A 20885-nucleotide genomic window follows, 5' to 3' on the forward strand; every position below is an offset into this window, starting at 1 on the left:
AGCCAAACCCGTGAACTGGTACGGAAGACGACTCACGTGGTGCCGAACGAACTCACGACCAGATCACTAGGGGCGGATGCCGTCGCAGGAGATGGGCAGGTGGCGCGGGCCGCGCAGGACCGCGTTCTGACGGTACGGGGGCGGGTCCTCCAGCAGTTGCGGGTTCTCCAGCCTGCGGGCCAGCTCGCTCAGCGCCAGCTGGGCCTCCAGCCGGGCCAGCGGAGCCCCGAAGCAGCTGTGGATCCCGCTGCCGAGGCCGAGGTGCTGGATGTCCCCGCGGTCCGGGTCGAAGCGGTCCGGGTGGTCGAACCGCTTGGGGTCGCGGTTCCCGGACGCCAGGATCAGCCAGAGCGACGCGCCCTTGGGGATGGTGACGCCGCCGATCTCGATCTCGGTGAGCGGGCTGCGCTGGGGCAGCAGCTGCACCGGCGGTTCGTAGCGGAGCAGTTCCTCGACGATGGGGACGGCCATACCCGGGTCCTCGCGCAGTCGCTGGAGGACCTCCGGGTGGCGCAGCAGGGTCAGCATCCCGTTGGTGATGAGGTTGACGGTGGTCTCGTGGCCCGCGATCAGCAGGAGGGCCGAGGTGCTGAGGATCTCCATCGTCGTCATCGTGCCGTCCGGCGTGTCCGCGGTCGCCAGGTGGGACAGCATGTCGTCGCCCGGGTTCTTGCGGCGCTCCTCGATCAGCCCGGCCAGGTACATGCCGAGCTCCATCCGGGTGTCCTGCGAGCCCTTGTGGCGCTGGGAGGGGTCGGCGTCCGGGTCGGGGTCCAGGCTTGCGGCGAGGGTGTCGGCCCAGACGTGGAACCGCGGCTCGTCCTCGGGCGGCACACCGAGCAGCCGGCAGATCACCGAGACCGGGAAGGGGTAGGAGAACTGGTCGACGAGGTCGATCCGGTCCAGCCCGTCGGCCGCGACGATGCCGTCGATGAGCCCGGAGACGATGCCCTTGAGCTCGCCGCGCATGTCGTGGACCCGGTGCGGGGAGTGCGGCGGCCCGAACGGCCGGTTCGTCATCCGGCGCAGCCGGTCGTGCTCCGGCGGGTCGAGACCGAGGAAGGACGGCGGCAGGGCCGTCTCCCCGTCCTCCTCGGTCTGGGCCAGCGGATCACCCGTCGTCGGCGTCAGGTTGCGGCGGTCGGAGCTGATCCGGGGGTCGTGGAGGAGGCTGTGGATCTCGTAGTACGTGCTGATGACGTACGGCCCGTCGCTGTCCTGGGACACCGGTGTCTTGCGGAGCTCCTCGTACAGCGGATACGGATCGGCGCGGTTCGCGTAGTCGATGATCTCCCGCAGGATGGCTTGTGTCATGACAGGTCCTCGTGGTCCTCGGGGGAGGGCGCGGCGGGGTCAGTGGCGCGCGGGGGTGAAGGTCATCTTCCGGTCGGCCGGCGAGTAGCCGCTGAGGGTGATGGTCGGGCCGTGCGTGGGCACCGACGGGTCCGGGAAGTCCGCGGCCAGGGCCTTGTGCCCCTCCGGCCTGCGGTCCACGGTGGCGAACTGCGGCGGGAACGGCGCGGTCGTCTCGATCAGGTGCTGGTAGAACGGCAGCCAGCGGCACTGGTCGAAGGTGACGGCTGCGATGACGCGCCCCTGGTACCCGTACACGGCCGCGAACCTGCGCTCGTCGCGCGAGCCCTGCGTGATGAGGATCTCCGTTCCCATCGGAGGGACGCCGACGGACTTGATGTTCACCCCGAACTGGGAGGACCAGAAGGCCGGTACCCACACGTGGGGGCGGCGGTCCATGCCCTCGCTGAGCATGTTGTGCGCCGCCGTCTCGGCCTGGGCGACGGCGTTGCCCCAGTGCTCCAGGGACAGGAACTGGTACCCGAACAGAGCGTGCGGGGAACGTGCCACGTCACCTGCCACATAGATGTCGTCGGTGACGATGCCCCAGATGTTGAAGGCCCGGCAGCCCGCGTCACAGGCGATGCCGCGGGGTCCCGCACCCAGTCCGGATCCGGCGAGCCATTCGGTGTTGCGCTGCGCGCCGAGAGAGACGACCACCACGTCGGCCTCGACGGTGGCGCCGTCGGACAGGTGCGCGGCGCGGACCCGCCCGGAGGGGTCGCCCTCCAGCGCGGTCACCATCACACCGGTACGCAGGTCCACTTCGTGCGTGCGGTGCATCTCGGCCGCTACCTCGCCGATGACTCCGCCGAGCGCGCCGACCAGCGGGGCGTTGCCCCGCTCGGCGACGGTGACGGGCAGGCCGCGCTCCCGGCAGGCGGACGCGATCTCCGAACCGGTGAAGCCGGCTCCGATGACGAGCACCCGGCGGGGACCGGCCGCGAGGCTGCGTTCCAGCGCGGCGCCGTCGTCGCGGGTGCGCAGGACGAAGACGCCGTCCAGCGCTCCCTCCTCCTCGTTCGGCCACGGCCGGGCCCGTACGCCGGTGGCGATGAGCAGGCGGTCGTACTCCACCTCGTCACCGTCGGCGAGCCGGACCCTCCGGCCCGCCATGTCCAGGCCGGTGGCGGGGACCCCGAGACGCCACTTCGCGTCGATGTCCCGGCGGCGGGGGAGCGCGGTGCGGTCCGCGGTCGCCTTGCCCAGCAGGACCTGCTTGGACAGCGGGGGCCGGTCGTACGGCTCGTACGGTTCGTCACCGATCATCGTGAGCGAACCGGTGAAGCCCTTCTCGCGCATGGTCTCGGCCGCCCGCAAGCCGGCCAGGGAGGCGCCGACGACGACGATCCGGCCGTCGCGCTTGAGGCGCTCCAGACTTCCGTCACCGTTCACCGCGCACCTCCGCGGTGGGTACGGGCTCGTCCGACGCGTCGTATTCGACGAGGATGGCCTGGACCGGACAGGCGGCGACGGCGCGCGCGACGTGCTCGCGCTGCTCCTCGTCGGCCTCCGGGTTGTACAGCAACGACTCGTCCCCGTGCATGGCGAACACGTCGGGAGCGAGGAACGCGCATTGCGCGTATCCCTGGCAGCGATTGAGGTCGACGACAAGCCTCATGAAAGACCCGTCCTTCCGTGGCCCGGTCATCCGCGTGATCCCAGTCGTCCCCGAGCCCCCCGTCCCCGATCCCTCCCCTCATCCAGGATGCGCGCGGGAGCCAAGGACGGCCTGCCGGGCGGCAGATGCGCAGGTCAGCGCCGTGTTCGCAGGATGTGGACGCTGATGACGAGAGCCCAGGCCGGGAACACCAGCTCGGACCAGGGCACACCGGACCCGATGACGATCAGGACCAGCCCGACGACGGTGCCCAGCACGCCCAGCGACCTGGGGAAGGCCCCGAGCCGCCGCCCGATCGCCGTGGTCGCGAAGACGAAGACGGCCGCCATCCGCATGCAGTAGGTCGCGAGGATCGTGTAGGCGTAGTGGCGGCCGAAGCCGGAGGGCGTGTTCTCCGCCAGCACGGTGCCCGCCGCCCCGGCGGCGACGAACAGGGTGGCGACGAAGACGAATCCGCTGCCGAGGAACACGGTGGCGATGAATCTGTCCTCGGCCTCGCCCGTATGGGCGCGCAGGGCGCCCATGAACCACAGGAAGAAGATCCCGGCGAAGGGCACGATCTCCAGGGCCACCCGTACCGCCCAGCGCCGGTCCGGATCGATGGCCGTGTCGGCGTTCCCCGACGGGACGGCGATCCGTATCAGCACGATCGCCGCCGCGAGCAGCAGTGCGAAGGCGACTCCGACCATTCCCGCGGCGCGCGGGGTCCGCAGCCGCTGAGTCGTGGGTTCCATGAACCCTCGCTTTCTCCCCCGTCCAGCAAGCGGCAGGCGCGGCTCCGCCACCATCGGGGACCGGCCGACCGGGTGAACCGGCCGACCAGGTGAACCGGCCCGGCTACGCCACCGGTTCGGGGACCGGGGCGTCCGCCTCCGCGTCGGAGCCCTCGTGCTTGCCGTACCAGGCGACCGCCACCGCCCCGGTCACGGCCAGGACGAAGCCCAGGACGGCCAGCCAGGCGAGGCCCGGGCGCGAGGCGTCGCCGAGCCACAGGACGCCGATCGCGCCCGGGAGGACCGTCTCGCCGACGACCAGGGCCGCGGTCGCACCGTTCACCGAGCCGATCTGGAGGGCGACGGTGTGCAGGTACATGCCGCCGACGCCCGCCACCACGATGGCGTAGAGCGCCGGGTCGAAGAGCAGCGTGCCGAGGTCGAAGGGGTCGATGCCGTCGAGGATCCGGACGCCGACGCCGAGCGCGCCGAAGCCCAGGCCGGACAGCAGGCCCGCCAGGATCGCCGCCCCGCCGCCCAGCAGCCGTACGGCCACCGTGCCGCCCGCCATCAGCAGCAGGGTGATCCCCAGCAGCCACCAGTGCGTGGACATCGGCGCGTGGTGGCCGCCCTCGTGGCCCGCCGCCGTCGCCAGCAGCACCAGCGCCGTGCAGACCACTCCGATGGAGGTCCACTCCTTGCGGCTCAGCCGGATGCCCAGCATCTTCACGCTCAGCACGGCCGTGATCACCAGATTGGCGCTGATCACGGTCTGCGAGAGGAAGAGCGGCAGCAACCGGGCCGCCAGAGCGCCCAGCCCGAAGCCCACGAAGTCCAGGATCGTGCCGACGATGAACTCCCACGTCATCGCCGCCTTGGCGGTGGACGACAGGTTGGGGCCGCCGTGCGCCGTCACCCCGGCGGCGGACGGGGACATCCGGGCGGCGCGGCGCGATCCGACGGCTTGCAGGACGGATCCCGTCCCGTAGCAGATGGACGCCGCGACAGCGGTCAGCAGGCCTATGAGCACCAAGGGCTCCGTTCACGTCTGGCAGGTTTTGCGGTACCTCTGCCAGACGTAAGAACGGGCCGGGAAGTTGCTTCGAGAGCTCAGCTCATCGACGCGAGCGCGCCAGGAACCTCGTCCACCGAGTCCACGAGGGCGATCCGGGACTCCATCGCCCGGCCGCGCGCCAGCGCTTGGAGCAGGGGCCAGGCCGGGAGGTGCTCGGTCCAGTGGGCCCGGTCGACCAGGATCATCGGCGCGGGCTCGCCCCGCGACGCGTAGTAGTTCGGCGTCGCGCTGTCGAAGACCTCCTGGACCGTGCCCGCCGCACCCGGCAGGAACACCACGCCCGCCGTGGACCGCGCCAGCAGTCCGTCCTCGCGGGTGGCGTTCGCGAAGTACTTGCCTATGTGGCCCGCGAAGGCGTTCGGCGGCTCGTGACCGTAGAACCAGGTCGGAATGCCCACCGAGTCGCCGCCGTCGGGCCACCGGTCGCGTACGGCGAAGGCCGCCTGCGCCCAGTCGGACACGGACGGGGCGAAGGACGGGGCCTTGGCCAGCAGCTCCAGGGCTTCGGCGAGGGCCTCGTCGGGGGCCGGGGCCAGGTAGGCGCCGAGGTTGGCGGCCTCCATCGCGCCGGGCCCGCCGCCGGTGGCGACCGTGAACCCGGACCGGGCCAGCGCCCGGCCCAGCTCGGCCGCGCCCCGGAACTCCGCACCACCCCGGGACATGGCGTGGCCGCCCATCACGCCGACCACCCGGGCACCGGCGAGGTGCTCGTCGAGCGCGTCGGAGACGGCGTCGTCGTGGATGGAGCGCAGCATCGAGGAGAAGACGTCGCCGTCCGCCTTGGTCTCCTGGAACCAGGCGTAGGCCTGGGCGTCGGGAGTGGCCTCGTACCCGCCGAGCAGCCCGGCGAACAGCTCCTCGGGCGTGTACAGCAGGCTCCGGTACGGGTTGAACGGCAGGTCCGGCACGGGCGGGAAGACCAGCGCGCCGTCGGCGCGGACCTTCGCCGAGGCGTCGGGCTCCATCGCGCAGCCCAGGAACACGGCCGCCGAGGTGTCGGCGGACAGCAGGGCGAACGTCCGCTCCAGCAGGTTGACCGACTGGATCCGGTAACCGCTGAGCGAGCCGCGGGCCACGACCCGGTCGAATTCGGCGAGCGTCTCGATCTCGATGTCTGCGTTGACCATTCGGCCCACCCTAAGGGCTGCCCGGGTCAGCGGGTCAGTGCCAGGGACGTCAGCTGTGCCACACCCCAGCTGACCGGTACGCAGACGGCGATCAGGGCGGTTGCCCGCAGACTCGCGGCCGTACGCAGGGCCTTGGCGGGCGCGCCGAGGTCGTGCAGGGCCTCGCGGGTGGCGGCGCGGCCCTGCCGGGCCTCTACCGCGAATGTGAGAAGGGTCGCGGCGGCGCACAGGGCCACCAGGGCCGCGGCCGGCTCGGTCAGCGGGCCCAGCGGGACGAGCAGCCCGCCCCGGTCGGGCAGGGCCAGGGCGGTGAGGGCGCCCGCCCCGACCGCGCACAGCACCCCGAGGGGCGGGCCGAGCCGGGGCGCTTCCTCCTGGAGGGCCCGCCCGGCCAGCAGCCGGAGCGCGCCCGGGCGTACGGCCTGGACCAGCGTGCCGCACACGTAGGCCAGGCCGGGTCCGGCGAGGGCGAGGCCGATCGCGGTGAGTGACCAGCCGGCCAGCATGCCGGGCCCGCCCCGCCCCGCGTACGCCTCGACGGCGAGGCCGCAGGAGGTCAGCGCGATGCCCCAGGGCAGGCCGGTCTGCGGGGCCGTCGGGGTGCGCCGTCGGCCCAGGACGCAGGCGGCACAGGCCGACGCGGTCAGGGGGAGCAGGACCAGGAGGGTGAGGGCGGCCGCCACGGGCAGCGGCTGGCCGGCGTGGAGCAGCCCGGCCCCGGCTCCGTCGAACGGCAGCCCGGACAGGTCGCCGCGCAGGTGGAGGAAGGCGGCCAGGGCCAGGGCGCTGCCCAGGGCGCAGGCGACGGCGGTGGAGAAGGCCGCGGCGAGAGCGAGCCGTACGGGTCCCAGCCCGGCGGCGTCCAGTCCTTCCCGGGGCCGGGTCGCCGGGTCGGTCCGGGCGACGGCGACGGCGAAGTGGACGGTGGCGGCCAGCGGCACCAGGGCCCACAGCAGGCGCGGGAACGATCCGGCGGGCCGGGCCACCGCCTCGGCGAGCACGTACAGCAGCAGGAACCCGGTACCGGCCGAGGCGGCGGCGACGAGGAGCCGGCGCAGCTGGACGAGCGGGCGGGAGCCGCGGGCTAGGCGGAGAGCGAGCACGCGGCCTGGTCCTCCGTGGTCTCGGAGGCGGGGGGCCCGGCGGCTGCGGCGTCGCGGCCGTCGAGCAGGGCCAAGCGGCGGTCGGCGACGGCCGCCGCCTCCTCGTCGTGGGTGGCCAGCAGCACGGTGATCCCGTGGGAGCGGGCCGCGGTGGTCAGCGAACGGAGCAGCAGGGCGCGCTCGGCCCGGTGCAGCGGAGCCGTGGGGTCGTCGGCGAAGATCACCGCGGGCGCGTTGACCAGGGCCCGGGCCAGTGCCACCCGCTGTGATTCGGCCCGGGTGAGGGCACGGGGGCGCTTGCGGGCGAAGCCGCCGATGTCGAGGCGGTCCAGCCATTCGCAGGCGGCGTGCTTGGCGCCGCGGTGGGAGGCGCCGGCGATCAGCAGCGGCAGGGCCGCGTTCTCCCACACCTTCAGCTCGGGCAGCAGCTGCGGCTCGGGGCCGATCCAGCCGAACCGGTCGCGGCGCAGCCGCTCGCGGGCCAGGGCGCCCATGGTGTGCACGGGGACGCTGTTGAACCAGACCTCGCCCTGCTCGGGCCGCAGCTGTCCGGACAGGCAGCGCAGCAGGGTGGTCTTGCCGCTGCCGCGCGGGCCGGTCAGGGCCAGGATCTCGCCCTGGCGGACTCCCACGCAGACCCCGGTGATGCCCGGAGAACCGCTGTGGGAGTAGTGAAGGGACCGTGCCCAGAGCAGATCATCTTGCGGCAGGGCGTTGTCGGCTGGGGCAGTGTCCCGTGGAGCCACCATGGCGTACACCTCCGTCCGGGGGAACGAAGCGGAGCCGGCCGAAGTCACTGGCGCCGCACTGAGATGTAAAGAGATGAACCTCTTGGATGGTGACAGCACACGGCCCGGACCCCCGCGTTCTCACTCGAACGGAGGATCCGGGCCGTGTGGTTGGAGCATTGCGGCGCCGGACGGTTCACCGTCCGGACCGGCGGCTGTCTACAGCTTGGTCCACGCCTCGGTGAGCACCGAGCGCAGGATGCCTTCGATCTCGTCGAAGGTGCCCTGGTCGGCGATCAGCGGCGGGGCCAGCTGGATGACCGGGTCGCCGCGGTCGTCGGCCCGGCAGTACAGGCCGTTCTCGAAGAGGGCCTTGGAGAGGAAGCCGTAGAGCACGCGCTCCGTCTCCTCGTCCGTGAAGGACTCCTTGGTGACCTTGTCCTTGACGAGCTCGATGCCGTAGAAGAATCCGTTGCCGCGGACGTCGCCGACGATCGGCAGGTCGTGCAGCTTCTTCAGCGTCGAGAAGAAGGCGTCCTCGTTGTCCAGCACGTGCTGGTTGAGGCCTTCCTTGTCGAAGATGTCGAGGTTGGCCAGCGCGACCGCCGAGGAGACCGGGTGGCCGCCGAAGGTGTAGCCGTGCAGGAAGGTGTTGTCGCCCTTGTAGAACGGCTCCGCGATGCGGTCCGAGACGATGCAGGCACCGATCGGGGAGTAGCCCGAGGTCATGCCCTTGGCGCAAGTGATCATGTCCGGGACGTAGCCGAACTTGTCACAGGCGAACATCGTGCCGAGGCGGCCGAAGGCGCAGATCGTCTCGTCGGAGACGAGCAGCACGTCGTACTCGTCGCAGATCTCGCGGACCCGCTGGAAGTACCCGGGCGGCGGCGGGAAGCAGCCGCCGGCGTTCTGCACCGGCTCCAGGAAGACCGCGGCGACGGTGTCGGCGCCCTCGAAGAGGATCTCCTGCTCGATCTGGTCGGCGCACCAGCGGCCGAAGGCCTCGGGGTCGTCGCCGTAGATCGGGGCGCGGTAGATGTTGGTGTTCGGCACCTTGTGCGCGCCGGGGACCAGCGGCTCGAACGGCGCCTTCAGGGCCGGCAGGCCCGTGATGGACAGGGCTCCCTGCGGGGTGCCGTGGTAGGCGACCGCACGCGAGATGACCTTGTACTTGGTGTGCTTGCCCTGCAGCTTGAAGTACTGCTTCGCGAGCTTCCAGGCGGTCTCGACGGCCTCGCCGCCACCGGTGGTGAAGAAGACCTTGTTCAGGTCGCCCGGGGCGTAGTCGGCGAGTCGCTCGGCGAGCTCCACGGCCTTGGGGTGTGCGTACGACCAGATGGGGAAGAACGCGAGTTCCTGGGCCTGCTTGTAGGCGACCTCGGCCAGTTCCTTGCGGCCGTGACCGGCGTTGACCACGAACAGTCCGGCGAGACCGTCGAGGTAGCGCTTGCCCTTGTCGTCGAAGATGTAGGTGCCCTCACCACGCACGATGGTGGGGACGGGCGCGTTCTCGTAGGACGACATGCGGGTGAAGTGCATCCACAGGTGGTCGTACGCGGTTTTGGAGAGGTCCTGGCTCACGGGCTATCGAGTTCCCCACATATAGGTCTGCTTCTTCAGCTTCAGGTAAACGAAGCTTTCGGTTGAGCGCACGCCGGGGAGCGTGCGGATCTTCTTGTTGATCGTGTCCAGCAGGTGGTCGTCGTCCTCGCAGACGATCTCCACCATCAGGTCGAACGAGCCCGCGGTCATCACCACGTACTCGCACTCGGCCATTGCGGTCAGGGCGTCGGCCACCGGGTCGAGGTCTCCCTCGACGTTGATGCCGACCATGGCCTGGCGCCGCAGGCCCACGGTGAGCGGGTCGGTGACCGCGACGATCTGCATGACGCCCTGGTCGAGCAACTTCTGCACGCGCTGGCGCACGGCCGCCTCGGACAGGCCGACCGCCTTGCCGATGGACGCGTAGGGACGGCGACCGTCCTCCTGGAGTTGCTCGATGATCGCCAGGGACACAGCATCGACCGAAGGGGACGGTTGTCTGTTCCTGGAATCTGCGCTTCGACTGACCACGACCACACTGTGCACGAGGAGTCGTCTGTTCCGCAAGACGGAATCGATGAAATCCGTTGTCTGGCGACTCCGATCTCACTGATTTCGTAGGTCGTGGCGTCTGGGTCTGTCGAAAGCGTCCGCCGAGAAGCTAGGCTTGGGATTCGTCTCAACCATTGGACATGTGATCAGGAGTGTGGCTGTAGTGACCACCGAACTGCGTCGTCTGCGCAACTACATCGGCGGAGAGTTCAAGGACGCCGCCGACGGGCGGACCACCGAGGTGGTCAACCCCGCCACCGGCGAGGTGTACGCCACCGCCCCGCTCTCCGGCCAGGCCGATGTCGACGCCGCCATGGCCGCCGCCGCGGCGGCCTTCCCGGGCTGGCGTGACACCACGCCCTCGGAGCGCCAGAAGGCACTGCTGAAGATCGCGGACGCCTTCGAGGCGCGCGCGGACGAGCTCGTCGCCGCCGAGTCGGAGAACACCGGCAAGCCGCTGGGCCTCACGGCCAGCGAGGAGCTGCCGCCGATGGTGGACCAGATCCGCTTCTTCGCGGGCGCCGCCCGGCTGCTGGAGGGCCGTTCGGCCGGCGAGTACATGGAAGGGATGACGTCGATCATCCGCCGTGAGCCGGTCGGCGTCTGCGCCCAGGTCGCGCCGTGGAACTACCCGATGATGATGGCCGTGTGGAAGTTCGCTCCGGCCATCGCCGCGGGCAACACCGTGGTGCTCAAGCCCTCGGACACCACCCCGGCCTCCACCGTACTGATGGCGGAGATCATCGACTCGGTCCTGCCCAAGGGCGTCTTCAACGTCATCTGCGGTGACCGCGAGACCGGCAAGGCCATGGTCGAGCACTCCACCCCGGCGATGGCCTCCATCACCGGCTCGGTGCGCGCCGGCATGCAGGTCGCCGAGAGCGCCTCCAAGGACGTCAAGCGCGTCCACCTGGAGCTCGGCGGCAAGGCCCCGGTCGTGGTCTTCCCGGACGCCGACATCGCGAAGGCCGTCGAGGACATCGCGGTCGCGGGCTACTTCAACGCCGGCCAGGACTGCACCGCCGCCACCCGCGTGCTCGTGCACGAGTCGATCCACGACGAGTTCGTGGCCGCGCTCGCCAAGGCCGCCTCGGACACGAAGACCGGCCAGCCGGACGACGAGGACGTGCTGTACGGCCCGCTGAACAACCCGAACCAGCTCAAGCAGGTCGCGGGCTTCATCGAGCGCCTCCCCGCGCACGCCAAGGTCGAGGCGGGCGGCCACCAGGTCGGGGAGAAGGGCTACTTCTACGCCCCGACCGTGGTCTCCGGCCTCAAGCAGGACGACGAGATCATCCAGAACGAGGTCTTCGGCCCCGTCATCACCGTCCAGTCCTTCGTGAACGAGGCCCAGGCCCTGGAGTACGCGAACGGCGTCGAGTTCGCCCTCGCCTCCTCGGTGTGGACCAAGGACCACGGCCGCGCGATGCGGATGTCCAAGAACCTCGACTTCGGCTGCGTGTGGATCAACACCCACATCCCGCTCGTCGCCGAGATGCCGCACGGCGGCTTCAAGAAGTCCGGCTACGGCAAGGACCTCTCCGCCTACGGCTTCGAGGACTACACGCGCATCAAGCACGTCATGACCTCGCTCGACGGCTGATCGGCCGCATCGATCACAGCACAGCGTTGACGGGGCGGGCGGTAGACAACATGTCTATTGCCCGCCCCATCGCGTTCACCGAGGCTGAACCCATGCCTGAACTCGCCTTCTCCCGCCGCGCCGCGCTGCGCGGCCTCGGTGCCGCCGGCCTGCTGGCCGCCCTCACCGGCTGCGGAGTCCCCGCCGCCTACGTCCCCGAGGACCGGCGCGAAGGCCCCGACGGCTCCGGCAGCGACCGGACCGTCGTCTTCTCCAACTGGCCGCTGTACATCGACACCGACGACGAGGACGAGGAGCGCCGTCCGACCCTGGAGGCGTTCTCGGAGCGGACGGGCATCGAGGTCCGGTACACCGAGGAGATCAACGACAACGACGAGTTCTTCGGCAAGGTCAGTCCGGCCCTGATGAACCACCAGGAGACGGGCCACGACCTGATCGTGGTCAGCGACTGGATGGCCGCCCGCTTCGTCCACCTGGGCTGGGCCCAGAAGATGGACCGCTCGGCACAGTCCAACGTGGCCGAGCACCTGGACCCGCAGCTGCGGTCCCCCGCCTTCGACGACGGCCGGCTCCACACCGTCCCCTGGCAGTCGGGGATCACCGGCATCGCCTACAACCGCAAGGCCCTGGGCCGGGAGATCAAGTCGGTCAAGGACCTCTGGCAGCCCGACCTCGCGGGCAAGGTCACCCTGTTCTCCGGCCTCGACGAGTCCTTCGCGCTGCTGATGCAGGGCGAAGGCGTGGACGTCACCCGCTGGACGGAGTCCGACTTCTACCGGATGTGCGACCAGGTCGAGAGCATGGTGCGCAAGAAGCACATCCGCCGCTTCACCGGCAACGACTACACCTCCGATCTGAGCAAGGGCGACGTCCTGGCCTGCCAGGCCTACTCCGGCGACGCCATCCAGCTCCAGGCCGACAACCCGGACATCGAGTTCGTGGTGCCGGAGGAGGGGGCCGAACTCTGGGCGGAGAGCCTCCTCGTGCCCAACCTGGCCCGGCACAAGGCCAACGCCGAGGCCCTGATCGACCACTACTACGCCCCGGAGGTGGCGGCCGAGCTCGCCGCCTCCGTCAACTACGTCTGCCCGGTCCCGGCCGCCCGTGAGGTGCTGGCCGGCTCCGGCGACAAGGAGACCGCCGAACTGGCCGAGAACCCGCTGATCTTCCCCGACGGCGACATGCGCAAGCGGCTCGCCGTGGCCCGGGACATCTCCTCGGCCGAACGCCGCTCCCTCGCCCGGCGGTGGAACGCGATCGTCGGGCTCTGATCACGGACCGGCCACAGAATTGAACGCGTTCATCAATGTGGCTGAACGTGTTCAGAAAGCTGGCGTAGGCTTCCTTTCATGAGCGAGTCAAACGCCCTTCAGCGGCGGATCCGTGCCTGGTTGACCCTGTTCCTCGTCTGCCTCGTGCTCAGTGGACTCACGGCCTTCCCCCTGGTCAGCGAGCTCCACTGGGCCAACGCCCTGCTGGACAACGAGTGGTTGCGACGGGTGGGTGACGGACTGGACCGCGCCGATGCCGACTACCCCTTCCTCCTCTACGGCACCGACTGGCTCGCCTTCGCCCATCTCGTCATCGCCGTCTTCTTCTACGGCGTCCACCGGGACCCGGTTCGCAACATCTGGATCGTCGAAGCCGGCATGGTCGCCTGCGCCGGCATCATCCCGCTGGCCCTGATCTGCGGCCCGATCCGGGGCATACCCATCTGGTGGAGCGTCATCGACATGTCGTTCGGCGTCTTCGGGGTGATCCCCCTGATGGTCCTGCGCCGCATGATCAAGCGCCTTGAGGCGATGGCTACTTAGCGAAGGCCGCCATCACGATGCCGAACGTCACCTTGTTCATGTCCTGCCCCTTGGCATCGGTGGAGTTGACCGAGTAGACCAGCGTGCGCGAGAGATCGCGCGTCCCCCCGATCACGGTGCTGTAGCCGTACCGGGAGCCCGTCTTGCCGTAGGTCACCGTGCCGTCCGGCAGCACCAGCCGCTTCAGCCCCGCCGTCTGCGCGGCGTCCTCGCCGCTCTCGAAGTCCTTCACCCCAGGCACCGTGAACATCTCCTCCAGCTGCGCCTTCGGCACCACCCGGCCGCCGAACAGGGCCACGGTGAACTTCTCCAGGTCCGCGGTGGTCGATATCAGGTCCCCTGCGGCCCAGTTGGAAGAGGAGTTCCAGTCCGTCACGTCGACCAGCTCCCGCGTGCCGTCGGCCCGCGGCACCGCCTGGTAGCCGTGGTGGTGCGGGCCGGGTATCCGGTTCTGCTCACGGGACGGCACCGACGTGTGGTGCAGGCCCAGGGGCCCCAGTATCCGGGCGGTCAGAGCCCGCTCGTACGTCGTGCCCGTCAGCTTCTCGATCAGTACGGCCAGGACCGTGTAGTCGATGTTGAGGTAGTGCTGCTTCTCGCCCGGCCGGAACTCCGGCCCCTTCGCCACGGCGTTCGCGATCAGGGCGCGCGGGTCGACCACGTCGAACCGGTGGGCGTACTGCGCCTCGAAGGAGTCCCCCGGACCGTCGGCCGGCCGGATGCCGCTCGTGTAGTTCAGCAGCTGCCGCACGCTGACCGGCTCGAACTCTCCTGACAGCAGCCCCGGCAGGTACTCCTGCACCGGCCGGTCCAGATCCACCCTGCCCTCGGCGGCCAACTGCAGCACCACCGCCGCGGTGAAGGTCTTCGTCACCGACCCGGCCCGGAACCGGGCGCCCTCGATCGGCTCGCGCCCCGTCCGGATGTTGGCCACGCCGGAACTTCCCTTCCAGCTACCGCTCGTACCACCCACGCGGACCAGCGCGGCCGTCGCGTACGGGTTCTGCGGGCCGAGCCCCGCGATCGCCTTCTCCAGCGCCGCCGCGTTCGGCGGGGTCGAGACGGCCGGCGCCGCGGCGCCCGCCGGTACCGGAGCCGGAGCGGCGTGTGCGACCGCCGGGCCGGACGCGATGCCCAGGACCAGAGCGGCGGCGATCAGCGTGCGCGCGGATGCGTTCATGATGTCTTCCCCCTGCGAGACCGCGGGGCCCAGCTGCCCCGACGACCTCAATGTTCCTGGTCGGAGGGGTGGTTGAGGATCACCACTGAGAGGGGTCTTCTCCAGTACGACAACTGGGCCGCGAGAGGGAGGCGACACGCCGTGCACTCACTCTCCGGAGGGAGTACCCGCCGCGATCAGACCCGTCTCGTACGCGCAGATCACCGCCTGGATCCGGCCGCGCAGCCCCAGCTTCGCCAGCACGTTCCCCACATGCGACTTCACCGTGTGCTCGCTCACCACCAGCGCCGCCGCGATCTCCGCGTTCGACAGTCCCCGCCCCAGATGCAGCAGCGTCTCCCGCTCCCGCGCCGTCAGCACCTCCAGCCGGTCCGCCGCGAAGGCCGGCTGGGACGGACGCGCCGTCGCCGCCGTGTACTCCTCGATCAGCCGCCGCGCCACTGAAGGCGCCAGCAGCGACTCGCCCGCGGCCACCACCCGTACCGCGTGCACCAGATCGTCCCGCCGCACGTCCTTCAGCAGGAACCCGCTCGCCCCCGCGTGCAGCGCCTCGTACACGTACTCGTCCGAGTCGAACGTCGTCAGCATCACCGTCCGGCACGCGCTCCGCGCCGTGATCGCCCGGCACGCCTCGATCCCGTCCAGCACCGGCATCCGGATGTCCAGCAGCGCCACGTCCGGCGATAGCCGGGCCACCGCCTCCACCGCGGCCTCGCCGTCCCCGGCCTCCGCCACGACCTCGATGTCCTCTTGGACGTCCAGGATCATCGCGAACCCGCTGCGCACCAGCTCCTGGTCGTCCGCCACCACCACACGGATCGTCAATTCCCCACCTCCAGCGGCGAGGTTACAAGGACCACCCGCACCGAGAAGCCCCGCCCGCCCGGCACCGGACCGGCCTCGGCCGTCCCGCCGTGTGCCGCCGCCCGCTCGCGGATCCCGATCAGGCCGTGCCCGCCCGAGGACGGGCCCGTCCCGCGGCCGTCGTCCGTGACCCTCACGGTCAGCGCCCGCGCCCCGTACTCCAGCGCGACCTCCACGGCCGAGGCCGCGGCGTGCTTCACGACGTTCGTCAGCGCCTCCTGCACCACCCGGTGCACCGTCGCCTCCAGCGCGGCCGGCAGCTCCCGCACCTCGCCCGTCCGCTCGTACGACACCCGCACCCCGCTGGCCCGCACCCTGTCCAGCAGAGCCGGCAGCGCCCCGATCCCGGGCTGCGGCGCACGCGGAGCCGCCTCCTCCGTGCGCAGCACGCCCAGCATCGTGCGCAGCTGCGCCATCGCGTCCCGGCCCGTCTCGGCGATGACCTCGAAGGCAGCCTCGGCCCGGGCCGGCGCCCGGCGGACCGCCACCGGACCGGCCTCGGCCTGCACGATCATGAGGCTGACCGCGTGGGAGAGGATGTCGTGCATCTCCCGTGCGATCCGGGCCCGTTCACGGGCCGCGGCCTGCTCCGCCTCGATCCGGTTCGCCCGCTCCAGTTGCGCCGCCCGGTCCTCGACGGCCGCCGTGTACGCCTGCCGGGTGGCCTGCAGCCGGCCCAGCGTGACCGCCGCCCCGAACACGAACAGCGCGAACAGCAGTTCCTTGGCCGTCGTCGTGTTGAGCGCCACGGAGCCCACGATGGCCACGGTCACGACCACCCCCATCACGAGCCGCACCCGCGCCGAACTCAGCAGCGCGATCGTGTAGACGGCGATCAGCGCCGCGTACGGCAGCGGCTGCCCGGGACCGTCCAGCGACAGCCGGTACACCGAGCCGGCCGCCATCACGCCGAACATCACCCACACCGGCGCCCGTCGGCGCCACACCAGCGGCACATTGACCAGCGTGGTCAGCAGGTATGCCGGCCAGTCGGCCGGCGACTCGTCCGGAGCCCTGGGCACGACGAACGGAATCGTCGTGGCCACCTGCACCAGCAGCATCAGGCCCAGGTCCTGCCAGCGCGGGTCCGCGTGCCGGATCCGCTCGCCGAAGGCCCGTATCACCGGCCGAACTCGGCCCGTACGGACTCCAGCGCGTCCACCCGGTTGGTGGTGATCGAGTCGACCCCGGCCCTGACGAGCCGCCGCATCGTCCGCTTGGTGTCCGCGGTCCAGGCCGACACCAGCAGGCCGTCCCGGTGGAGTGCGTCCGTCAGCTCCCGGCCGACCAGCCCGAAGCGGTAGTTGAGCCAGCGCGGGGCGACCGCGTCGATCAGCACCCGGCGCGGCGGCGACAGCGTGGTCCAGGTCAGCGCGATCTCCGCGCCCCGATCGGCGGCGCGGACCGCCAGCATCGTGTTGGGCCCCGCACAGTAGTAGGTGCGCTCGCGCGCCCCGCACTCGCGGACCTGGCCCACCACGGTCCGCACCGCCTCGAACGAGGCGCCCGGCAGGTCGAGCATCAGCCGGCCCGCCCCGCCCGCCGTCAGCGCGTCGCGCAGCGTCGGGACCGCGCCCTGCGTCAGCTCCGCCAACTGGGGGGCCGTGACGGCGTCAAGGCGCACGTCATGGCCCCACAGCCGCTGGAGCGTCTCGTCGTGGAGCAGGACCGGCACCCCATCGCGGGTCAGCCGTACGTCGATCTCGACCGCGTCCGCCCCGCGCGCGAAGGCGGAGCGGATCGAGGACAGGGTGTTCTCACGGACACGGTAGGGATCGCCGCGGTGGCCGACGGCAGTCAGGGTGCGCATGGCCCCATTCTCGCGGGCCGGAGGTTCAAGCGGCCGTCAGCGCGCGAGCCATTCGGCCGTGTACGCGTCGATCTCCGCGTTGAGCTTGGCCTTGCCGGCCGCGTCGAGGAAGGAGGCCTCGACGGCGTTCTTGGCGAGCTGGGCGAGACCGCGCTCGTCGAGGTCGAGGAGGCGCGCGGCCACCGCGTACTCGTTGTTGAGGTCGGAGCCGAACATCGGCGGGTCGTCGCTGTTGATGGTGACGAGCACGCCCGCGGCGACCATCTCCTTGACGGGGTGCCGGTCCAGGTCGGTGACGGCGCGGGTGGCGATGTTGGAGGTCGGGCAGACCTCCAGCGCGATGCGGTGCTCGGCCAGGTAGGCGAGCAGTTCCGGGTCCTGGGTGGAGCTGGTGCCGTGGCCGATGCGCACGGCGCCCAGTTCGCGGATGGCGTCCCAGATGGTCTCGGGGCCGGTGGTCTCGCCGGCGTGCGGCACGCTGTGCAGGCCGGCGGCGCGGGCCTGGTCGAAGTACGGCTTGAACTGGGGCCGCGGGACGCCGATCTCGGGGCCGCCCAGGCCGAAGGAGACCAGGCCCTCGGGGCGCAGGTCCACGGCGAGGCGGGCGGTCTCGGCGGCGGCTTCCAGGCCGGCCTCGCCGGGGATGTCGAAGCACCAGCGCAGGATGACGCCGAGTTCGGCCTCGGCGGCCTTGCGGGCGTCCTCGATGGCCTCCATGAAGGCCTTCTCGTCGATGCCGCGGCGCGTGGAGGAGTAGGGGGTGATGGTCAGTTCGGCGTAGCGGATGTTCTGCCGGGCCATGTCACGCGCGACCTCGAAGGTCAGCAGCCGGACGTCCTCGGGGGTGCGGACCAGGTCCACGACGGAGAGGTAGACGTCGATGAAGTGCGCGAAGTCGGTGAAGGTGAAGTACTCGGCGAGGGCCTCGGGGTCGGTCGGGACCTTCGAGTCGGGGTGCCGGGAGGCGAGCTCGGCCACGATGCGCGGTGACGCCGAGCCGACGTGGTGGACGTGGAGTTCCGCCTTGGGCAGTCCCGCGATGAAGGGATGAAGGTCGGTCATGAGGGTGCCTCCGGAAGGACGCGGGTGCGGGCAGGTCTGCCTTCATCGTAGGCAGGGACCGTGACTGTCGGTGGCAACGCTTAGCATGGCTGTACGAGAGGGGGGCGCCGCATGACCGACCAGAGCCCTGAGGCGAGGGACCCGTGGGCGCCGCCGGAGCGGCCGGTGGTGGACCTCGGTAAGCAGCGGGGCACGCCCGGACCGCCGTCCGTGCACGACCAGCACACGGTCGCCGGGATGCCGGGGGCGCATCCGTCGCAGCCCGCTCCGGCGCCCGCACCCGTGCAGCCGCCCGCGTACGGCTATCCGGCCCAGCCGGACGCGAGCGGATACGGGTATCCGACGCCCGTGCCCACGCCCATGGCTTCGCCGACCCCGACCCCGACCCCGCCCCTGACGCCGACCGCCGTGCCGGGCTACGGGTACCCCGGCGACGCGGGATACCCCGGGTATCCGGGATACCCCGGCTACCCGGGCAACGCCGGATACCCGTTGTACGCGGCGCCGAAGAACAACGGCTTCGGCGTCACCGCCCTCGTCCTCGGCATCATCTCGGTCGTCGGCTGCATCACCAGCTTCATCGCGATCGCGCTCGGGATCGGAGCCGTCGTCTTCGGCGCCCTGGGCAAGGGCAAGGCGACCCGCGGCGAGGCTGACAACGGCGGGATGGCGCTGGCCGGCATCATCCTCGGCGCGATAGGCATCGTGCTGGGCGCCCTGATGCTCCTCGCCATGTTCGCCCCGGTCATGGACAGGGACTGGGACTCCGACTACGACAGCCCGTACTCCAACTCGCGGGTGCGCGAGAAGATATGAGCCTCGGCCTGAGCCGGGGCTCAGGCTGAGGCCGAAGCCGCCGCCCACGGCCAGTCGGCGTCCCGGCCGCCCTCGATCAGGGACACCATGCGGAAGGCCGCGTCGGTGAGCCCGCCGAAGGTGTGCCGGTTCGCGGAGCCGGACGGCGCGTGGCCCACGCGGTAGCCCGCCAGGTTCCAGGTGTACACCGGCACCGTCGGCGGCACCTGGGCCGTCGGGTCACCGCCGTAGCCGTAGGAGGCTGCCTGCTCGTCGGTGATGATCAGCACCCGGTCGTGGCCGCGGTAGTGCTCCCGCACGGCCTGCGCCGTGTAGGTGCCGCCGAGGTTCCCGAACCGCTCCAGCACCTTCAGTACGGATTCGCCCCGGCTGTACGGGACCACCTGACTGGTCGAGCCGAACTGCACCAGGTCCGCGTCCTCGGCCCGCAGCGCCAGCGCCGCCCCGAACACGGCCGCCGCGTCCGCCCGGTTGAGCTTGGAGCGGTCCGACAGCGAGGACCACATCGACCCGGACCGGTCGACGAGGACCAGCGTCCGCCCGGGCAGCGCCGGTACGTTGCCCAGCGAGTGGCCGAGCGCCCGCTCCAGCGGGTACGCCCAGCGCAGCGAGGGCGCGTGCTGGTAGGCCGCCAGGTAGCGGAAGGGGAACTGCCGCGCCCGGGCCACGGCCTCCGGGTCGCAGATCCTCAGCCCCACCTGCTCGGCCACCTCGTCCGAGACTCCGGCCTGGTCGAAGTTGCGCAGGTTGCGCAGCAGGGCCATCGCACCCATCGACGGGATGACCGCCTCCCAGGCGGCCGCGTCCATGGGCCCCTGCAGCCAGCCGGCCAGCGCCTCCCAGGTCATGCCCGCCTCCGCGAGCCGCTCGGCGCCGTCCGGGGCGAGCACCACACCGCGCCGCTCGGAGACCGGCAGCGCCATCAGGGCCCGGTGGGCCGCCAGGGTGCGGTTGCCCGCCGGGACCTCCGCGCTCTCCGGGTGGTGCCTGCGGTCGAGGGCGTAGCGGAACAGCTCGCCCTGCCAGGCCTTGGCCGGGTCGGGGGAGGCGTGCACGAGGTTGAGGACGTCACCGAACCGGTAGCCCTTCGAGTCGGTGTCGTACTTCAGCAGCGAGGTGCCGGAGTAGAGCCTGCGTACGGCGTCGGCGATGCCGCGCTTGACGGGCTTGGGCACGTTGCGCCCGTACGTCGCCGTCCAGTAGGCCAGCAGCTCACCGGGCTCGTCCGCGCGCCGCAGCACGGAGTCCACGACCTGCCGGTTCGAAGGCCCGTCGGTGGCGCCGGCGTCGAGCCGGGCCCGGACGTACTCGGCGGCGCCGACGAGTGAGGCGGTCCGCATGTTCGCGTCCCCGCGGAGCCAGCCCAGCAGGCCGGCGGTCCACGCGGGGTCGTCGACCGCGAGCCGCCGCACGAGGGCGCCGAAGCGGTCGTCGCGGTCTTCGCCGCTCTCGTAGGAGGTCTGCTGCGTCACGAAGTTGGCGACGGCGAGCAGGAACAGCTCGGAGCGCGCATCGCGTTCGTGACCCGGTCCGCCCTCGTGGGTGCGGGTGCGGCGGGTCGAGCGCACGGGCGAAGCCGGCCGAGAGGCGGACGCGGGCGCGGACGTGGACGCGGACGAGCGCAGGTTGAAACGAGCCATGGTGAATTCCCCCGAATTCAAAGGACGCGGGGGAGGCGTGACGTGAGGGATGCCCGAGATCGAAGTCGGCGACGGACTGTGTCGACTGCTCTGCCAAGCTGAGCTACCGGCCGTGGCCGGGCGGGATTCGAACCCGCGACCCGTTGATCCGGAAGTAACCGCTGCCTGCGCACCGGGCATCCCCCACGTACGGCCTCCCGAGATCAAGGTGGCGGCGGCCTGGTGTCTTTGCAAAAGAAGGAGCCGCTGCCTGCGCACCGGGAGGTGCGTGACGTAGGTGTC

General features: G+C 71.1%; 19 protein-coding genes and 1 pseudogene. 4 read left to right on the top strand and 16 right to left on the bottom strand.

The features are described from left to right. Positions 1 to 66: 66 nt before the first annotated feature. From OG429_RS27385 to OG429_RS27430, 10 genes and pseudogenes are all read right to left on the bottom strand, one after another. Positions 67 to 1314 (bottom strand): cytochrome P450, encoded by a 1248-nt coding sequence (locus tag OG429_RS27385; RefSeq protein WP_328927898.1) that lies wholly within the window; start codon positions 1312 to 1314, stop codon positions 67 to 69. A 39-nt stretch (positions 1315 to 1353) separates the two neighbouring features. After that, the gene (locus OG429_RS27390) at positions 1354 to 2748 is read right to left on the bottom strand and encodes an NAD(P)/FAD-dependent oxidoreductase (protein ID WP_328927899.1); all 1395 of its coding nucleotides are present in this window, start codon (positions 2746 to 2748) and stop codon (positions 1354 to 1356) included. After that, positions 2738 to 2974 (bottom strand): ferredoxin, encoded by a 237-nt coding sequence (locus OG429_RS27395; protein ID WP_328927900.1) that lies wholly within the window; start codon positions 2972 to 2974, stop codon positions 2738 to 2740. The genes OG429_RS27390 and OG429_RS27395 overlap by 11 nt, the downstream gene beginning before the upstream one ends. Before the next feature lie 134 nt (positions 2975 to 3108). Beyond that, complete coding sequence (locus OG429_RS27400; RefSeq protein WP_328927901.1) at positions 3109 to 3708, bottom strand: hypothetical protein; 600 nt, start codon at positions 3706 to 3708, stop codon at positions 3109 to 3111. A 103-nt stretch (positions 3709 to 3811) separates the two neighbouring features. After that, entirely contained in the window at positions 3812 to 4717 is a 906-nt protein-coding gene (locus OG429_RS27405) for a hypothetical protein (protein ID WP_328927902.1), read from the bottom strand. An 80-nt stretch (positions 4718 to 4797) separates the two neighbouring features. Then, positions 4798 to 5889 carry an LOG family protein gene (locus OG429_RS27410; protein WP_328927903.1) on the bottom strand — a complete coding sequence of 364 codons (1092 nt, stop codon included), beginning with the start codon at positions 5887 to 5889 and terminating at the stop codon, positions 4798 to 4800. Positions 5890 to 5915: 26 nt separating this feature from the next. Continuing rightward, a complete protein-coding gene (locus OG429_RS27415; RefSeq protein ID WP_328927904.1) occupies positions 5916 to 6992 on the bottom strand; it encodes a hypothetical protein in 1077 nt (358 codons plus the stop codon). After that, positions 6974 to 7618: pseudogene (locus tag OG429_RS27420) on the bottom strand (ABC transporter ATP-binding protein); the annotation flags it as partial. The gene OG429_RS27415 and the pseudogene OG429_RS27420, both read right to left, overlap by 19 nt. Positions 7619 to 7939: 321 nt before the next feature. Beyond that, entirely contained in the window at positions 7940 to 9301 is a 1362-nt protein-coding gene (locus tag OG429_RS27425; RefSeq protein ID WP_328927906.1) for an aspartate aminotransferase family protein, read from the bottom strand. A 3-nt stretch (positions 9302 to 9304) separates the two neighbouring features. After that, positions 9305 to 9808, bottom strand: a complete 504-nt coding sequence (locus OG429_RS27430; protein WP_328927907.1) for an Lrp/AsnC family transcriptional regulator — start codon at positions 9806 to 9808, stop codon at positions 9305 to 9307. 169 nt (positions 9809 to 9977) lie between these two features. On the opposite strand from OG429_RS27430, the gene OG429_RS27435 reads away from it, so the two are divergent. The 3 genes from OG429_RS27435 to OG429_RS27445 all read left to right on the top strand — a co-directional run bounded on the left by OG429_RS27435 (position 9978) and on the right by OG429_RS27445 (position 13231). Further along, positions 9978 to 11417: a gamma-aminobutyraldehyde dehydrogenase gene (locus tag OG429_RS27435; RefSeq protein WP_328927908.1), complete on the top strand. Its 1440-nt coding sequence runs from the start codon at positions 9978 to 9980 to the stop codon at positions 11415 to 11417. Between the two features lie 92 nt (positions 11418 to 11509). After that, a complete protein-coding gene (locus OG429_RS27440; protein WP_328927909.1) occupies positions 11510 to 12688 on the top strand; it encodes a polyamine ABC transporter substrate-binding protein in 1179 nt (392 codons plus the stop codon). Between the two features lie 78 nt (positions 12689 to 12766). Then, complete coding sequence (locus OG429_RS27445; RefSeq protein ID WP_328927910.1) at positions 12767 to 13231, top strand: hypothetical protein; 465 nt, start codon at positions 12767 to 12769, stop codon at positions 13229 to 13231. On the opposite strand, the gene OG429_RS27450 is transcribed toward OG429_RS27445, so the two are convergent. The 5 genes from OG429_RS27450 to OG429_RS27470 all read right to left on the bottom strand — a co-directional run bounded on the left by OG429_RS27450 (position 13224) and on the right by OG429_RS27470 (position 18147). Next, positions 13224 to 14411 carry a serine hydrolase domain-containing protein gene (locus tag OG429_RS27450; RefSeq protein ID WP_328927911.1) on the bottom strand — a complete coding sequence of 396 codons (1188 nt, stop codon included), beginning with the start codon at positions 14409 to 14411 and terminating at the stop codon, positions 13224 to 13226. The two genes, OG429_RS27445 and OG429_RS27450, sit on opposite strands and share 8 nt — an antisense overlap. Before the next feature lie 147 nt (positions 14412 to 14558). Further along, positions 14559 to 15236 (bottom strand): response regulator transcription factor, encoded by a 678-nt coding sequence (locus OG429_RS27455; RefSeq protein ID WP_328927912.1) that lies wholly within the window; start codon positions 15234 to 15236, stop codon positions 14559 to 14561. Continuing rightward, positions 15233 to 16399, bottom strand: coding sequence for a sensor histidine kinase (locus tag OG429_RS27460; RefSeq protein WP_443051281.1), 1167 nt, complete (start codon positions 16397 to 16399; stop codon positions 15233 to 15235). Before OG429_RS27460 ends, OG429_RS27455 begins: the two co-directional genes overlap by 4 nt. Then, on the bottom strand, positions 16396 to 17085 hold the full coding sequence (locus OG429_RS27465) for a glycerophosphodiester phosphodiesterase (RefSeq protein ID WP_328927913.1): 690 nt from the start codon (positions 17083 to 17085) through the stop codon (positions 16396 to 16398). Before OG429_RS27465 ends, OG429_RS27460 begins: the two co-directional genes overlap by 4 nt. Before the next feature lie 36 nt (positions 17086 to 17121). Continuing rightward, positions 17122 to 18147, bottom strand: a complete 1026-nt coding sequence (locus OG429_RS27470) for an adenosine deaminase (protein ID WP_328927914.1) — start codon at positions 18145 to 18147, stop codon at positions 17122 to 17124. Between the two features lie 111 nt (positions 18148 to 18258). On the opposite strand from OG429_RS27470, the gene OG429_RS27475 reads away from it, so the two are divergent. After that, positions 18259 to 18963, top strand: coding sequence for a DUF4190 domain-containing protein (locus OG429_RS27475; RefSeq protein ID WP_328927915.1), 705 nt, complete (start codon positions 18259 to 18261; stop codon positions 18961 to 18963). Between the two features lie 20 nt (positions 18964 to 18983). Here OG429_RS27475 and OG429_RS27480 read toward each other — a convergent pair whose 3' ends face one another. Then, positions 18984 to 20603 (bottom strand): TROVE domain-containing protein, encoded by a 1620-nt coding sequence (locus tag OG429_RS27480; protein WP_328927916.1) that lies wholly within the window; start codon positions 20601 to 20603, stop codon positions 18984 to 18986. Positions 20604 to 20885 lie beyond the last annotated feature (282 nt).

The organism is Streptomyces sp. NBC_00190 (genome assembly GCF_036203305.1).
Taxonomy (GTDB): Bacteria; Actinomycetota; Actinomycetes; order Streptomycetales; family Streptomycetaceae; genus Streptomyces.

Bases quoted from the DNA above. Each gene is read 5' to 3' on its own strand.
- OG429_RS27395 (WP_328927900.1), bottom strand. From the start codon at position 2,974: ATGAGGCTTGTCGTCGACCTCAATCGCTGCCAGGGATACGCGCAATGC.
- OG429_RS27450 (WP_328927911.1), bottom strand. From the start codon at position 14,411: ATGAACGCATCCGCGCGCACGCTGATCGCCGCCGCTCTGGTCCTGGGC.
- OG429_RS27470 (WP_328927914.1), bottom strand. From the start codon at position 18,147: ATGACCGACCTTCATCCCTTCATCGCGGGACTGCCCAAGGCGGAACTC.
- OG429_RS27400 (WP_328927901.1), bottom strand. From the start codon at position 3,708: ATGGAACCCACGACTCAGCGGCTGCGGACCCCGCGCGCCGCGGGAATG.
- OG429_RS27480 (WP_328927916.1), bottom strand. From the start codon at position 20,603: ATGGCTCGTTTCAACCTGCGCTCGTCCGCGTCCACGTCCGCGCCCGCG.
- OG429_RS27385 (WP_328927898.1), bottom strand. From the start codon at position 1,314: ATGACACAAGCCATCCTGCGGGAGATCATCGACTACGCGAACCGCGCC.
- OG429_RS27465 (WP_328927913.1), bottom strand. From the start codon at position 17,085: ATGCGCACCCTGACTGCCGTCGGCCACCGCGGCGATCCCTACCGTGTC.
- OG429_RS27410 (WP_328927903.1), bottom strand. From the start codon at position 5,889: ATGGTCAACGCAGACATCGAGATCGAGACGCTCGCCGAATTCGACCGG.
- OG429_RS27445 (WP_328927910.1), top strand. From the start codon at position 12,767: ATGAGCGAGTCAAACGCCCTTCAGCGGCGGATCCGTGCCTGGTTGACC.
- OG429_RS27475 (WP_328927915.1), top strand. From the start codon at position 18,259: ATGACCGACCAGAGCCCTGAGGCGAGGGACCCGTGGGCGCCGCCGGAG.
- OG429_RS27440 (WP_328927909.1), top strand. From the start codon at position 11,510: ATGCCTGAACTCGCCTTCTCCCGCCGCGCCGCGCTGCGCGGCCTCGGT.